Origin of the sequence: Clostridioides sp. ZZV15-6383 (assembly GCF_020657735.1) — a bacterium.
Taxonomy (GTDB): domain Bacteria; phylum Bacillota; class Clostridia; order Peptostreptococcales; family Peptostreptococcaceae; genus Clostridioides; species Clostridioides difficile_D.
This window is the reverse complement of record NZ_JAGWCV010000065.1, coordinates 1-16,265: the sequence shown is the minus strand read 5'-3', so window position 1 is coordinate 16,265 and position 16,265 is coordinate 1. Positions and strand designations below refer to the sequence as shown.

Genomic DNA, 16,265 nt, shown 5'->3' with positions numbered 1-16,265 from the left:
CTTGAACCAGTTAGTAAAAAACCATTTAATGCTCCAAACACTGAAATTAATATACCTACAGATATTATTTTTCCACCCATTGAGCCAAATATAACTTCAGCAACTGCTGATGCAGGAGAAGCATAATAATCATCAAAATAACAAATTTTAAAAATTAAGTAAAACTTTTTGTCGAAGTTCAACGTCTATATATATGTAGTGTAAATTTTTGGGAGAAAATACTACAAAAATATAAATGTAAAAATATAGTAATATTGGAGGTCGAACGATGAGAAATAAAAAGAAAAAAATAAATAGAAAGAAACTGTATGTGCTTTTAAGTGCTATTGTAGTATGTCTGGCTTTTATAGTGGTTGGTATACGTGTTAGCTCTTTAAATATGAAAGAAGATGAAATTAGTAGAAATGCAAAATTGTCAAGTTCTACTATTACGGATATAGTATCTAATACAGCGACAGAAATTAGCAAAGGACCAAGTAAAAGTTTTGGAAAAGTAGCATACATAACTATAGATGATGGTCCGTCTAAATTTACTGACCAGATGATAAAAACTTTAAATAAATATAATGTTAAAGCAACTTTTTTTATGATAGATGGAAATATGAAGGAATATCCACAACAAGTTAAAAATATAATTAAAAATGGGAACACAGCAGGTTTTCATAGTGTATCACATGATATTCATAAGCTTTATGTTACTAGTACATCAGCAAAAGAGGAATTTGATACAAATGACCAAACTTTTTACAAGATAACTGGTAAATATTCAAAAGTAATAAGAATACCTTATGGAAGTAAACCATATACACCACAAGCTTCTTATCAAGCTTTAGTTGATGCTGGATATAAGATTTGGGATTGGGACTTAGATACAGAAGATTGGAAATCTAATTCTTCTCAAATTGTACAAAATGTAAAAAATCATATTAAGAATAGAAAAGGTGAAGATAAAGACCAATTGGTAGTTTTAATGCATGAGAAAAAGCAAAGTGCAGAAGCATTAGATTCAGTTTTAAAATTCTTATCAGATGAAGGTTATGAATTTGCAGCAGTGGACCAAAATCAAATACCAAAAAATTATTGGTTACGTAATTTAGAGTAATTAAAATATAAGAATATTTATTGAGATTTTAGAAATTGAGAATAAAAATGAGTGAGGTGTAGGTATATTGAATAAAAAACTTTATGTAGGAATGATTGGGATACTATCTTTAATGATGGTTGGTTGCAATAAAAGTTTGGCAAAAGTAAATGATGTAGAAATTACAAAAGAACAGTATAAAAAAACGAAAGCAGTTTTATCTGCTACTAATAATTATATAAATGGTCAATCTTTAGATGAATTGGAAAAAACTTTAGATAAAAAAGGTAGAAATAAATTAGAAAATGTTATAATATCGTTTATGGTGGATAATGAACTTTTATATCAAGAGGCTAGGAATAAAGGATTAACTCCAAGTAAAAGTGAAGTAGACTCAAAATATCAAGAACTAGAAGAAAAAATGAATTTGAATGCGAGTTACAAAGAAAAAATGGACAAAGCAGGTGTTGATAAAGAATATTTAAAACAAGAAATATCTAAAGATTTAGCCATAGATAAAAATAAGAAAGCCTTTGAAGGTAGAACAAATATAAGCGATGTTGATATGGAAGCTTATTATACCAGTCATAAAAAGGATTTTAATGTAGAAGAAGTAAGTGCTTCTCAGATACTTATATCAACTTTAGACAAAAATAAAAAAGAAGTAAGTAAAGATAAAAAAGAAGCTTTGAAGAAAGAGGCAGACAGTATATTGGCTAAAATTAAAAATGGAGAAAGTTTTGAAGAATTGGCTAAAAAGTATTCAGATGATAAGGCAACTGGAAAAAATGGAGGTCAGTTAGGATATTTTTCAAAAGATGACAAAAATGCTGAGTTTACAAAAGAAGTGTTCAAATTAAAGAAAAATGAAGTTTCAAATGTATTTGAGACTAGTTATGGATATCATATAGTCAAAGTTACTGATAAAAGAGAAAGACAAAAAAGTTTTAATGAGTGTCAGAGTTTAATAAGAGAATCTATTTTAAATGAAAAGTATCTTGAACATATAAAAAAACTGAATGAAGATGCCAAAATAGACAGATAGAATTTCTAAAAAATCAATCCTAGCCTGTAATCGGAGGGAGATTTTACAGGAATGTTTAAGAGTTTAAAGAGAACGAAAGTTGAGAAATACATTATCGATAATAAAGACTCTTTTTATAGAATTGCATATAGTTATACAAAGAATGAAGAAGATGCCCTAGACGTGGTTCAGGAAGCTATGTATAAGGCATTATATTCAGTGGAAAATATTAAAGAAGTAAATTATATAAAAACGTGGTTTTATAAAATTTTAGTTAGAACGAGTATAGACTTTATTAGAAAAAACCGTAAGTATAATAATATGACAGATATTGACCTTGTAGATGAGACTGGAGAATATGATAAATACACTGATTTGGATTTAAGAAGAGCTTTGGAAGAATTACCTATTGAATACAAATCTATTATAATATTAAGATTTTTTGAAGATTTAAAGATTGAAGAAGTGGCAATAATATTGGATGAAAATGTGAATACTGTTAAAACTAGGCTATATACTGCTTTAAAAAAATTAAAATTAAAAATTGAAGAGTAGGGATAAAAAGAATGACGAGCAAAGAAAGGTTAAATAAGTTAAAAGAGGAGTATCATAAAATTCCAATACCAAAGAAACTAGATACTATAATAAATCATGAAAAAATAGAAAATATATACCGAGAGCAAAATAAGAAAGTAAATAGATTAAGATTTAAAGTTGCAATAGCTTTTGCATGTATGTTTGTAGTATTAGTCAACATAAGCCCTGTATTTGCAGACAGCTTTTCTAAGATACCTATAATTGGGGAAATAGTAAAAGTAATAACTATAAAAAATTATAACTTAAAAACTGAAAATTATGAAGCTGAGATTGATATTCCTAAAATACAAGGTTTAAAAGATAAAAATTTAGAAAAAAGATTAAATAGTGATTTTATGGAGGATGGAAAAAGGCTTTATAATGAATTTCAAGAGAGAATGGAAAAGATACAATTATCAAGGAACAAAGGGCATAAGTCTTTAAGTTTGAGTTATAGTGTGAAAAATAATTCTAAAGATTTTCTATCAATAGAAATGACAAAAAATGAGATAGAAGCATCATCATATGTTAGTAAAGTACATTATAATATTGATAAAAAAAGACAAATAGTTTTGACTTTGCCAATGCTTTTTAAAGACGATAAATATGTAAAAGTTATAAGTGATAATATAAAAGAACAAATGAGAGAGCAAATAAAAAAGGATAATACAAAATCCTATTTTATAGACCAAGATAAAGATTCACCAGTAAAAAATTTTGAATCTATAAATAAGTATCAAGATTTTTATTTTAATAAAAATGGAAACCTTGTAATTAGTTTTGATGAATATGAAGTAGCACCTGGTTATATGGGAGCAGTTGAGTTTGTGATACCATATAAAGTAATAAAAAACCTAAGATAGATATATAGAAGATTTTTAGATAGACTGGTAAGGAGAATTATATGAATATATATGAACAAGCGATAAGATTAATAGAAAATAATGAGGATTTCGCATTTGCTACAATAACTTCTCACTCAGGTTCAACACCACGTGAAACAGGAGCAATGATGATTGTAAAAAATGATGCTACCATATTTGGTTCAGTAGGTGGAGGTAGTGTAGAAGCAGTATGTATAAAACATGCAATTAATGTAATAAAAAATAGAGAGTCAATGTTGTATAAATTTAGCCTAAATAAATCTGATGTGGCAAAACTTGGAATGATATGTGGAGGTAATGGAGAAATCCAAATAGATTTCATAGATAGTAAATTAGAAAGTAATATAGAAAGATTTAATAGAAACCTAAAAGAAAATACAAGTAAAGCGTATATATTTGGAGCAGGTCATATTTCAAGAGATGTTGCCGTAATATTATCCCTTTTGGAATTTAGAACAGTGGTAATAGATGATAGAGAAGAATTTGCTAACTCTGAAAGATTTCCAGATTCAGAAGTAATAGTTTTAGATTCTTTTGAAAATATACCAGATTTTCCAACTGATGAAAATAGTTATATAATTATTCTAACAAGAGGTCATTTATATGACTCAAGTGCTTTAGAATGGGCTCTTAAAAGAAATTCTAGTTATATAGGCATGATTGGAAGTAGAACAAAAATTGGATTGACATATGAAAAACTTATGAAAAAAGGTTTTAAAAAGGAAGAATTATCAAAAGTACATGCACCAATAGGAATAAAGTTGGATGCTCAAACACCAGCTGAAATAGCTGTATGCATAGCTGCTGAACTTATAAATTGTAGGGCTAATAAGGAAAAGGTAAATTGATGAATACAGTAGGTAAAGAAGTTGATATTTTAAATGTAATTCTTAGAGGTAGTGAAATAAAAGTAATTTTATTGTATAAAAATAGAAAAAATATTTCTATAAAAATAGACTCATTTGGTCAAATAATTGTAATAAGCCCTCCTAAAATATCTGAAAAAATAATAAAAGATATAATAATTGAAAAAGGAGACTGGATACTTAAAAAATTAGAAAAATACAAATACAGAGAAGAAATATACAGACAAAGAATGTTTATAACTGGTGATAAGTTTCTTTATTTAGGGAAAGAGTATCACTTAGTTATAAAAGAAATATTGGAGGATTCTGTCAAAAAAAGTAATTGTAAAATAAATCTTGATGAGTCCCAAATAATTATTAATACAAATGATACAGGTAAAGAATTTATTAAAAAGTCTTTAAAGTCTTGGTATAAAAGAGAAAGTCAAAGAATAGTTTTAGAGAGAATAGATTTTCTTAAATTAAATTGTGAAATAATGAAACAATTGATTCCAGCAAGTGTTAAGGTAAAAGAACAAAAAAAGAGATGGGGAAGTTGCACATCCCAAAAAAATATTTATATAAATTCAAAAATATCTATGGCAAGATTAGATGTAATTGATTATGTAATAATACATGAGTTTAGCCATTTAGTACATATGAATCACTCTAAAAAATTCTATGATTTGATAAAATCCATTATGCCAGATTATAAAGACAAAGAAAATTGGCTAAAAATAAATGGATATAAGATAATAATATGAAAACGATTATTCCAAAATATACACTTATAATATAAAAGAAATATTATTGTGAAAAAAACAAATAATCTGAAAAATTTTTAAAAAGTCGTTGACATCGTAAATAATAGGGAATATAATCTATATTAACAACAAAACAGAGTTAAAATTAAAAAAGTAAAAGCAATGACAGAGACAACAATACTAATAGCGTGTTATCTACAGAGAACCAATGTTGCTGAGAATTGGTGTTAACAGTAGTATAATGATCACTCTGGAGCTTTTGTACTGAATATTTTTAGTAAGTACAAACGTCTGCCAACGTTACATGGCTAAGGTTAAGGTAATTGATTACCCGACCTGAAAAAGAGGGGTAGATGTATTTTTTATATCTACAAATAAGGTGGTACCGCGGAATATAACTTTCGTCCTTATAAGTAATATTTATATTGCTTATAAAGATGAAAGTTTTTTTATTTTAAGCAATATAAAGTAATTTAATCCATATAAAATCAATAAAAAATAATAAAAATAAGGAGGAATTTTTATGGAAAATACTGTATCTGCTAAATTAAACCAAGGAATAGATTCTTTTTTAAGAGTGGCTATGACTCTAAGAAGAAGAGAAGTTGATATACAATCAATAAGTATGACTGTAGACAATATGAATAACTCAGGTATAAAATTAATAGTAAATGAAGAAAAGACATCCTTAGATTCTGTCTTAAACCATATGAAGAAACTACATGATATAAGAGAGATAACTGTTGAGAAAATGAGACACTAATTAAATCTGCTTTATAAAAATAAAAACTAAAGATACTCATTTTAAAATAAAAAACCAAAGATAAATATTAAATAAGAAAAATCTTAGATTTAAAATACAAGTATCATTAAACTTATGGGTTTATCACAATTAATAAAAACTGAAAATTCTAAAAATATACTTTAAAAGTTATATAAATTGAGGAATAGAATTTGCTGAACAGTATTAAGTCGATGATAATGAGTATGAATTTCTAATAAAAATAAATATCATAAAATAAGAGAAAGTATTGGGAGGAAATTAAAATGGCAAAAATGTATTATGAAAATGATGTGAACTTAGAGGTTTTAAAAAATAAAAAGGTTGCAGTTTTAGGTTATGGAAGCCAAGGTCATGCACATGCACAAAATCTTAGAGATAATGGTGTAGATGTAGTGATAGGACTTTATGATGGAAGTAAATCAGCACAAAAAGCAAAAGAAGATGGATTTGAAGTTAAGAGTGTAGCAGAAGCTACAAAAGAAAGTGATTTCACAATGCTGTTAATACCTGATGAAAAGCAAAAAAAAGTTTATGAAGAAAGTGTAAGGGATAACTTAAAAGAAGGTCAAACATTAGCATTTGCACATGGATTCAATATACATTATAATCAGGTACAACCACCAGAATTTGTTGATGTTGTAATGGTAGCTCCTAAAGGACCTGGTCACCTAGTTAGAAATGTATTTACAAAGGGAAGTGGAGTTCCTGCATTATTTGCAGTATATCAAGACTACACTAAAAAAGCTACAGAGACAGTTTTAGCATATGCAAAAGGTATAGGAGCAACAAGAGCAGGTGTTTTAGAAACTACTTTTAAAGAAGAAACAGAAACAGATTTATTTGGAGAACAATCAGTACTTTGTGGTGGAATAAGTGAACTTATAAAATTGGGATATAAAACACTTGTAGATGCAGGTTATCAAAAAGAAGTAGCATATTTTGAATGTCTACATGAAATGAAATTAATAGTCGACCTTATATATGAAGGTGGATTTGAAAGAATGAGATATAGCATAAGTGATACAGCAGAATATGGAGATTATGTATCTGGCAAAAGGGTAATAACTGATGCAGCAAAACAAGGTATGCAAGATGTTTTAGAGGATATACAAAATGGAAAATTTGCAAAGGCATGGATTAAAGAGAATGAAGAAGGACGTAAAAACTTCCTAAAAACTAGAGAAGCAGAATATGCTACAGAAATTGCTGAAGTTGGCAGAAATCTAAGAAGTATGATGTCATTCTTGAAATAAATATATGAAATGGATTAGTTTGAGGGAAAGAGTGGTGCATAGTAGTGTGTATGAATGGAGCAAAGGTAATTTTAGAATGTTTAAAGAAAGAGGGAGTTGACACGGTATTTGGATATCCTGGTGGAGCAGTGATACCTCTTTATGATGCTCTATACGATTATTCAGATGATTTTAAGCATATAAGGACATCCCATGAACAAGGTTTGGTTCATGCAGCAGATGGATACGCAAGAAGTACTAATACAGTGGGTGTTTGTTTTATAACATCTGGTCCAGGAGCAACAAATGCTATAACTGGAATAGCAACAGCTTTTATGGATTCCTCACCTATGGTTGTAATTTCGGGTCAGGTTCCAACGAGTTTATTAGGTAAAGATTCTTTTCAAGAAATTGATATAACTGGAGCAACATTATCTATGACAAAACATAATTATTTAGTTAGAAATACTAAAGAATTAGTTCCTACAATAAAAGAAGCTTTTAAAGTTGCAAATTCAGGTAGAAAAGGACCTGTACTTGTAGATGTTCCAAAAGATTTATTTTTAGCAGAAATGGATTTTAGTGATGAGGATTATGATTTATGTCAAATAGATGATTATATAGATTATAAAAGCGATTTTGGTCTAGATGATGAAACTAATGCTAAGCTCTTAAATGAAGCAATAGATATCATAAAAGAATCTAAAAGACCTATAATATATGCTGGTGGAGGAGTTAAGTCTTCAGATAGTGAGGAGATTCTTGAAAAATTTGCAATTAAAATAGATACACCTGTATTAAATACACTTATGGGTCTTGGCAATATAGATAGAAAAAATGAACTATCTCTTGGAATGGTTGGAATGCATGGAAGTAGAGAAAGTAATTTAGCCCTTTCTAATTCAGATTTGGTTATAGCTATAGGTGCAAGATTTAGCGATAGAGTAATAAGTAAAAGTTCAGAATTTGCTAAAAATGCAAAAGTAATACACATAGATATAGACCCGTCTGAAATAAGTAAAAATATAAAATCTAATGTATCTCTAGTTGGAGATTTGAAGTTGGTTCTTAGTTTACTACTTGAAGGAGTTGAGAGTAAGAATAATAGTAGTTGGAAAGAAGAGATAAAGACATTTAGAAAGAGTGAGGGTGTACAAAAATATGAATTTCATCCACAAAACATACTTAAAAAAATAAATGAGAAATATGAGAAATTAGAAAATTCTACTATAGTAGTAACTGATGTTGGTCAACATCAAATGTGGGCCGCCAAATACTGGAATTTTAAAGGTAATAAAAGTTTTATAACATCAGCAGGACTAGGAACTATGGGCTTTGGTTTAGGTGCAGCTATTGGAACTAAAGTCGGTAATGTAGATAAAAATGTGGTTTTAGTCACTGGTGATGGAAGTTTTAGAATGAACTGTAATGAACTAGCTACAGTTGCAAATTATAATGTACCTATACTTATTTTACTACTTAATAATAGAACATTAGGAATGGTAAGACAATGGCAGAAGTTATTTTCTAATCAAAGATATTCTCAAACTGACATTAATGAAAACGTGGATTATGTTAAACTAGTAAATGCCTATAATATTGATGGATATAAGGTATCCGATATGGAAGAATTAGAAAAAGTTCTAGATGTGATAGATTTTAATAAACCCGTGTTTTTACAATGTGATATAGATAAGGATTATGATGTTTATCCTATTGTAGCCCCTAATGATGCATTGGAAAATTTGATATGTAACTAAAATTTACACTGAATATTGATAAAGTTTGTTATTAAAATTTTATTGATATTCAGTTTTTTTGTTTAAAGGTATATTGGTATTTTTATTTTTATAGATAAATTACTGCGTATCTAAATAAGTACTTATTAAATTTTAATTATAAAACTTAGAATAATATTACAACTTAAGTAAATAATAATTTTGAATAATAATTTACGGAGGTATTCATATGTTTAAACACGATAAAGCATTATTAAAAGAAGTAAAAGTAGAAAGACCAAACCCTCAATATGCCGTTTTAATGCAAGAGCAGCTGGGTGGAGCAAATGGAGAATTAAAAGCAGCAATGCAATATTTATCTCAAAGTTTTAGAATAAAAGACCCTCAAATAAAAGATTTATTTCTTGATATAGCAGCAGAAGAGCTTAGTCATATGGAAATGGTAGCACAAACTATAAATTTATTAAATGGACATGATGTTAATTATAATGCAGTTGATACAGGTGAAATAGAAACACATGTATTAACTGGATTGTCACCAGTATTAATAAACTCATCAGGGGCTCCATGGACTGCTAATTATGTTACAGTTACAGGAGATTTAGTAGCTGATTTACTTTCAAATATAGCTTCTGAACAAAGAGCAAAGGTAGTTTATGAGTATTTATATAGACAAATTGATGATAAATATGTAAAAGAAACAATAGATTTCTTACTTAACAGAGAAGAAGCACATAATGCTTTATTTAGAGATGCTTTAAATAAAGTTAAAGATACAGGTTCAAATAGAGATTTTGGAGTTACAGAAGATTCTAAGTTATATTTTGATTTATCAACTCCAGGGCCAAATCATGATACTAAGATAGATGTTAATCCTCCTTCTTTTGAAAAACCTTTAAAAAAATAATTTGATATTTTTTATGTTGTTTTGTTTTGGTAGATATTAAAAAAAGTATTTGCCTAGAAGAATTAATTAGATAAAAACTTAAATATATATAGTTAAAGATGGGTATACGCTTATTATAAGTGTATATCTATTTGTTTATTGCAAAACATATAATAAAATAACAAATGAGGTGGTATTGTGGAAAATAATAGAAAACCTAACAATCTAATAAATGAAAAATCTCCATATCTTTTACAGCATGCATATAATCCTATAAATTGGTATAGCTGGAATGATGAAGCTTTTAAAAAAGCAAAAGAAGAAGATAAACCAATATTTTTAAGTGTAGGATACTCAACATGTCATTGGTGTCATGTTATGGAAAAAGAATCTTTTGAAGATGAAGAAGTTGCTGAAATAATGAACAAAAACTTTATAGCAATAAAAGTAGATAAAGAAGAAAGACCAGATATAGATAGTGTATATATGACGGTTTGTCAAGCTATGACAGGTAGTGGTGGATGGCCAATGACCATAATAATGACACCAGATAAAAAACCTTTTTTTGCAGGAACATATTTCCCAAAATATTCAAGATATAATAGACCTGGAGTTATAGATTTACTAGAGAATGTATCTGAAAAATGGAACACAAGTAGAGACATACTAATAAAATCTGGAGATGAAATAATAGAAGCTCTTAAAGATGATTTTGGAGTGAAAAATACAGATGGCAATTTATCAAAAGAAATGTTGAGTTCATCAATTAGGGTATTTAAGGCTATATATGATGAAAAGTATGGTGGTTTTGGCAATGCACCTAAATTTCCAAGTCCTCAAAATCTTATGTTTTTGATGAAATATTATAGTATAGAAAAAGATAAAGATGTATTAAAAATGGTAGAAAAAACTTTAGATGGAATGTATAGAGGTGGTTTGTTTGACCATATTGGATTTGGTTTTTCAAGATACTCTACTGATAAAAAATGGTTAGCTCCTCATTTTGAAAAAATGTTATATGACAATGCTATGCTTACAATAGCTTATTTAGATGCATATAAAATAACAAAAAAAGAGTTATATAAAGAGATTGCTATAAAAACCATAGATTATGTAATTAGAGAGATGAAGGATAAAGAAGGTGGATTTTATTCAGCACAAGATGCTGATAGTGAAGGTGAAGAAGGAAAATTTTATACATTTAATCCTCTTGAAATAATTGAAGTGTTGGGTGAAGAAGATGGAACTTTCTTTAACAATTATTTTGATATCACTAGTAGTGGAAACTTTGAAGGTAAAAGTATTCCTAATCTTATAAAAAATAAAGAATACGAGAGATATAATGAAAAAATAGCTGACCTTAGTAAAAAGGTGTTTGAATATAGAAAAGAAAGAACATCTTTGCATAAAGATGATAAGATACTTACATCATGGAATGCATTGATGACAGTTGCTTTGGCAAAGGCATATAGTACTCTAAAAAATGATATGTATTTAGAGTATTCAAATAAGTGTCTTGATTTTATAAATAATAATCTTGTAAATGAGTCAGGTAGATTGTTAGCTAGATATAGAGAAGGAAGTTCTGATTATTTAGCTTATCTAGATGATTATGCTTTTTTAATATGGGCGTATATAGAGCTTTATGAATCAACATTTAATATGAAATATTTAGAAAAGGCATTAAATTTGAATAAAAGCTGTGTTGACCTTTTTTGGGATTATGAAAAAAATGGATTCTATATATATGGTAAAGATAGTGAGAATTTAATAGCGAGACCAAAAGATTTGTATGATGGAGCTATTCCATCAGGAAATTCTGTTCAATTATACAATCTTATAAGGCTTGCGAAAATTACTGGTGATAATAAACTTGAAGAAATATCATATAAACAATTAAAACTGTATGTAAGTAATGTAAAGAGTTCTCCAACAGGGTACAGTTTCTATATGCTTTCATTGATGCATGAACTTTATTCTACTAAGGAAATTATATGTATTTTTAAAGACGATTCTGATTTAGTTGGATTTAAAGAATTAATAAGTGAAAATTTTATACCAAATGCAACTTTTTTAGTAAAGAAATATAATGAAGAAAATACTAAGATAGATTTTTTAAATAACTATAAATTAAAGAATGATAAGACTAGTTATTATGTGTGTCAAAATAATAGTTGCAGTCAACCAATTAATGATTTAAAAAAATTAAGAGATATAATTTTGGGAGTAGAATAACCGGATAATTTTAGGAGTAGAATAACAAAAATAGTGAAAAAGGGGATGTTTCAAAATAAAAGTTTGAATCATCTCCTTTTTGTACAAAAAACAGAAAAAGAGTTTCTAAGAATACCTAGTTTATGTGATAATTGTTCTGTGAAAAAACAAAAATCACATTATAATTATATAACAAATATAGATGCTATAAACAAGTTGTATCATCATTATAGATATTATAATATTAATCGTTTTTGTTTACCCTATTTCTTCTTCTTGTAAATTCTTCAAGTGCTTCAGATTTAATTTTATCTATTTCTTCATATTCCATAAAATTAGCATCTTCTTCAAAGCCATCTTGCTCTTCACCATTGAAACGATACATTTTTTTTAGTAAATGCCATAAAGTTTCCAATTCATCTTTAGTAAATTCATGAAATACATCAGCCATAAAATTTATTCCAATTTTACTACATGTTATCATAATTTCTTTTCCTGAGTCTGTAACTTTAACATTAATTGCTCTCTTATCATGAGGACTGGGAACTACCTCAACATAGCCATTTTTTTCAAGATTAGCAACTAGTCTATTTATGTTTTGTTTACTTGTGCCCATTTTTCTTGCAATATTATTTAATGTTGTTTCTTCCTCTGGTAAATGAAGAATAGATAAAATGGTCATATACTGTCTTGAAGTAAGTATACCGAAATATTTATCTCCTTCTATTTGTATTTTGTTTGTAAGAGTAAAAAGAGTCGCATATGTTTGATTCATTAAAAAGAGTTCTTTTAATTCATTTGAGTAATCCATTAAATATCTCCTTTATCTTTAGATACTATTTTGACGAAAACAGAATATCATGAATTGATTATAATGTCAATATGGTGTCAAAGTATCTCCAAGCATTATTTTTTGATATTAGTACTAGATTATTAAATTATTATATAATTTTGTGTAGCAATTTTTATAAACAATTAATAAACCCTAAGTTTCTATAGAAAGATTTTAACTTGAAAATACTTGTAATATAATATATATATTAATATACTGAATAAAATTGATCTGGAGGGATAATTATGAAGTGTACAAACTTTACTTTTAAAGGAGAGGAAGGTTTAGATATATATACATATAAATGGGAAGATGAAAATATAAAAAGTCCAAAGGCAGTTGTCCAAATTGCACATGGAATGGCTGAAACTGCACAAAGGTATGAGACTTTTGCTAAGGAGCTTACTAAAAATGGTTATATAGTATATATCAACGACCATAGAGGTCATGGAAAGACTGCAAAGACAATAGAAAATGTTGGGCATTTAGCTGAAAAAGAAGGATTTAGGTGTCTTGTAGAAGATATGTATACTTTGACAAATATTATAAAAAAGGAAAATGATAAGTTACCAATTTATCTATTTGGGCATAGCATGGGTTCATTTGCAAGTCAAAGATATATAATGGATTATAGTTATAATTTATCTGGACTTATACTATGCGGTTCAAATGGAAAACAAGGTATTATTTTAAATTTTGCTCAAATGATAATTAATCGTGAGATTAAAAAACATGGAAGAAGTTCTAGAAGTAATAAAATAAATGATTTAATATTTGGTGGGAAAATCATAAAAAGAAATAAAAATACTAAATTTGATTGGCTAAGTAGAGATAGAGAACAAGTTGAAAAATATATAAATGACCCATTTTGTGGAGTGGTGTGTAGTTGTGGTTTTTTTTATGATTTAGTTCAGGGATTAAAAGAGATTGAGGATAAGCAAAACCTAAAAAAAATACCTCTTGATATTCCTATTTACATAATATCTGGTGATAAAGACCCTATAGGAAAAAATGGAAAGGGTGTATTAAGATTAAGAGATAGATATATGAAGTTAGGAGTAAAAGATGTGTCGTGCAAACTTTACAAAGATGGAAGACATGAATTATTAAATGAGATAAATAAGCAAGAAGTCTTTGAGGATATAATTTGTTGGCTAAACAATAAAATAGAAATATTGTGATAAAGAAAGTAAACAAATTAGGTGTTTATGAAATACTTAATATATAAATAAATTAATGTTTAGAGAAAATATGATAATAGGCATCTTTGCCATAATAATAGGTATCATATTTGGAGTATTTATTTCGAAAGGACTCAGTACAGTTTCTTTAAAGATGTTGGGAATATAATCATCAGGATTCTCTTTCTTAGATGTATATACTATAAAAATTTAAATCCATTTATAATAAGTCACATAAGTAGTCAAATTAAAACCATAAGTATGTCTATCACTATGATTTATATGCTATTGTTTTCTATTTTAAGTTAATGAAAGACGATTTTAGGTTAAAATATAACCAATGGTTAAATTATGAGTATTTTGTTAACTTTGCCTCGATTTACTAGTAAATACTTTTTTTATATACTTAAATTACAACAGATGTACTAGGGAGGTATATATGCAAATTAAAATAGGTAGAGTCATACAAACTCTTAGAAAAGAAAGAAATCTAACTCAAGAACAATTGGCAAGGTTTATAGGTGTATCAACACCAGCAGTATCAAAATGGGAGAGTGGGAATTCTTATCCAGATATAGAAATATTGCCATTATTAGCAGATTTTTTTAATGTATCTATAGATAAGCTTTTAAACTACAGGATTGATTTAAGTGAAGAAGAAGTAATGAAAATATATAAAGAATTAGAAGCAATTTTTGCTGGAATTGAAGTTGATTTATCAACAGGAGAACCAAAAGAAGAATGTAGGCAAGACTTGGAATCTGTGAAAAAACTTTCTAATATGTATATAGAAAAGTATCCTAAAAGCTATTTATTAAAGTTAAAAATATGTTCGTTGTATCAGATGTATTCATATAAATTTGGTAAGAATGAGTTTAATGACAAAGTAAAAGAAACAACAAATATTCTTGAAGATATAGTAAGAAATACAGAGGACATTCAAATAAAAGAAACAGCACTCATTATTTTATCAAATTCATATTGTATGTTGGAGGATTATGAAAAGGCAGAGCTGTACTTAACTATGATACATAAACCAATAGGAGATACAAGTGTCAATTTAGCTATGATATATTTAAATCAAAATAGGCTAGAAGAAGCAGAAATATTGCTTCAAAATAAACTGTTTAGCAATGTATTCAATTTAAGTTTGGATTGTAAAGGAATAATCAATGTATATAAATATCAATATAAGGAATTAAAGAAAAAATTGGAGGATGGAGATTCTAATAAAAAAGCAACAGAAAAAGAAATGGAATATATAAAAAATAAGTTGCTAGGGTATGCAAACTTCTCTTTAGAAATAAAAAAAATGCTTAGTGAAGATAAAGGTGCACTTTTTGGTATATATATGGATTATATGGAATTATCTTTAATTTTTTTATTTTTCAATATGAAAGAAGAAGCCAAAAAAGCTTTATATAGCCTAAAAGAAATATTAGAAAAATATCCTATACATGAAAGTTTGGATGTGAGTCAGATGAGATTTTTTGACAAAGTAAAATCTAAAAATTCATATACTTTCAATATGTATACGAATTTGTTAATAATGTTTAGTGATGATAGTTATAATGAACTTAGAGAAGAACCAATTTTCGAGTCTATAATTGAAAAGATTTTGGAGTTGGAAAAATTATTAAAAGATAAATAATAAATAAAAATTTAATATAAGACTTAAAGATTAATTAAATTAAAAGGAGATGTCTCAAAACAAAAATTTGAATCCTCTCCTTTGTTACATAAAAAATAAAAAAGGGCTTGCTAAGAACTCTTCTAAAACAATTAAATCAAATGATTATATCAAAAGAATAGAAATATATTAAGAATAAACAAATGAAAATTAAGAAGCTGATATATTTAAGGCAAATACAGGTCTACTTAGAAGGTACAAAAATAGAAATATAAATTTATGAAAATAAAATAAGATTTGTTATTTAAATTATAATCTCATCCCTAGAGTCTCACATCTTTTCTTAAATTTAAGTATAAAAAGGGGGGTGTCTCAAAAAGAACTTTTTAGTTCATGATACACTTTTTTGTATGAAATCAGATATATTTTCATCATTTTATCAATGAAAAAGAGACTTATCTCTATTTTAGTATAATCCCCTTATAGTAGACATTTAAATAAAAGGCCATTATAATAGGTCTAAAAAGTGTATACTCTAAGGGGGTTTTTCTATGTCTAAAAAATACAAAAAATATAGCAAAGAACTTAAACTA

General features: G+C 27.3%; 15 protein-coding genes and 1 other annotated feature. Of the genes, 13 read left to right on the top strand and 2 right to left on the bottom strand.

Annotated features, from left to right (window positions below; translation table 11 throughout):
* The coding region (locus tag KGF42_RS16815; protein WP_227826740.1) for a hypothetical protein at window positions 1-182 on the bottom strand (182 nt) is incomplete at its 3' end.
* An 86-nt stretch (window positions 183-268) separates the two neighbouring features.
* On the opposite strand from KGF42_RS16815, the gene KGF42_RS16810 reads away from it, so the two are divergent.
* From KGF42_RS16810 to KGF42_RS16760, 11 genes are all read left to right on the top strand, one after another.
* Entirely contained in the window at window positions 269-1,102 is an 834-nt protein-coding gene (locus KGF42_RS16810) for a polysaccharide deacetylase family protein (protein WP_227826739.1), read from the top strand.
* Between the two features lie 67 nt (window positions 1,103-1,169).
* A complete protein-coding gene (locus tag KGF42_RS16805; protein ID WP_054273549.1) occupies window positions 1,170-2,126 on the top strand; it encodes a peptidylprolyl isomerase in 957 nt (318 codons plus the stop codon).
* A gap of 51 nt (window positions 2,127-2,177) precedes the next feature.
* A complete protein-coding gene (locus KGF42_RS16800) occupies window positions 2,178-2,660 on the top strand; it encodes an RNA polymerase sigma factor (RefSeq protein WP_003429795.1) in 483 nt (160 codons plus the stop codon).
* Between the two features lie 11 nt (window positions 2,661-2,671).
* A complete protein-coding gene (locus tag KGF42_RS16795; RefSeq protein ID WP_227821023.1) occupies window positions 2,672-3,544 on the top strand; it encodes an anti-sigma-V factor rsiV in 873 nt (290 codons plus the stop codon).
* Between the two features lie 41 nt (window positions 3,545-3,585).
* Window positions 3,586-4,413: an XdhC/CoxI family protein gene (locus KGF42_RS16790; RefSeq protein ID WP_107594501.1), complete on the top strand. Its 828-nt coding sequence runs from the start codon at window positions 3,586-3,588 to the stop codon at window positions 4,411-4,413.
* Window positions 4,413-5,174: a SprT family zinc-dependent metalloprotease gene (locus KGF42_RS16785; RefSeq protein WP_227821022.1), complete on the top strand. Its 762-nt coding sequence runs from the start codon at window positions 4,413-4,415 to the stop codon at window positions 5,172-5,174. The genes KGF42_RS16790 and KGF42_RS16785 overlap by 1 nt, the downstream gene beginning before the upstream one ends.
* 153 nt (window positions 5,175-5,327) lie before the next feature.
* Window positions 5,328-5,586 (top strand) — a binding site (T-box leader).
* A 111-nt stretch (window positions 5,587-5,697) separates the two neighbouring features.
* The gene (locus tag KGF42_RS16780) at window positions 5,698-5,937 is read left to right on the top strand and encodes an ACT domain-containing protein (RefSeq protein WP_227821021.1); all 240 of its coding nucleotides are present in this window, start codon (window positions 5,698-5,700) and stop codon (window positions 5,935-5,937) included.
* 284 nt (window positions 5,938-6,221) lie between these two features.
* Window positions 6,222-7,211 (top strand): ketol-acid reductoisomerase, encoded by a 990-nt coding sequence (ilvC, locus tag KGF42_RS16775; protein WP_227821020.1) that lies wholly within the window; start codon window positions 6,222-6,224, stop codon window positions 7,209-7,211.
* 50 nt (window positions 7,212-7,261) lie between these two features.
* Window positions 7,262-8,950, top strand: a complete 1,689-nt coding sequence (gene ilvB, locus KGF42_RS16770) for a biosynthetic-type acetolactate synthase large subunit (protein ID WP_227826738.1) — start codon at window positions 7,262-7,264, stop codon at window positions 8,948-8,950.
* Between the two features lie 208 nt (window positions 8,951-9,158).
* Window positions 9,159-9,836, top strand: coding sequence for a manganese catalase family protein (locus tag KGF42_RS16765; protein ID WP_227821869.1), 678 nt, complete (start codon window positions 9,159-9,161; stop codon window positions 9,834-9,836).
* 177 nt (window positions 9,837-10,013) lie between these two features.
* Window positions 10,014-12,050 (top strand): thioredoxin domain-containing protein, encoded by a 2,037-nt coding sequence (locus tag KGF42_RS16760; RefSeq protein WP_227826737.1) that lies wholly within the window; start codon window positions 10,014-10,016, stop codon window positions 12,048-12,050.
* A 223-nt stretch (window positions 12,051-12,273) separates the two neighbouring features.
* On the opposite strand, the gene KGF42_RS16755 is transcribed toward KGF42_RS16760, so the two are convergent.
* Complete coding sequence (locus tag KGF42_RS16755) at window positions 12,274-12,840, bottom strand: MarR family winged helix-turn-helix transcriptional regulator (protein ID WP_054273574.1); 567 nt, start codon at window positions 12,838-12,840, stop codon at window positions 12,274-12,276.
* Between the two features lie 266 nt (window positions 12,841-13,106).
* On the opposite strand from KGF42_RS16755, the gene KGF42_RS16750 reads away from it, so the two are divergent.
* Both KGF42_RS16750 and KGF42_RS16745 read left to right on the top strand, forming a co-directional pair.
* A complete protein-coding gene (locus KGF42_RS16750; protein WP_227821867.1) occupies window positions 13,107-14,042 on the top strand; it encodes an alpha/beta hydrolase in 936 nt (311 codons plus the stop codon).
* A 439-nt stretch (window positions 14,043-14,481) separates the two neighbouring features.
* Window positions 14,482-15,693 (top strand): helix-turn-helix domain-containing protein, encoded by a 1,212-nt coding sequence (locus tag KGF42_RS16745; protein WP_227821866.1) that lies wholly within the window; start codon window positions 14,482-14,484, stop codon window positions 15,691-15,693.
* Window positions 15,694-16,265 lie beyond the last annotated feature (572 nt).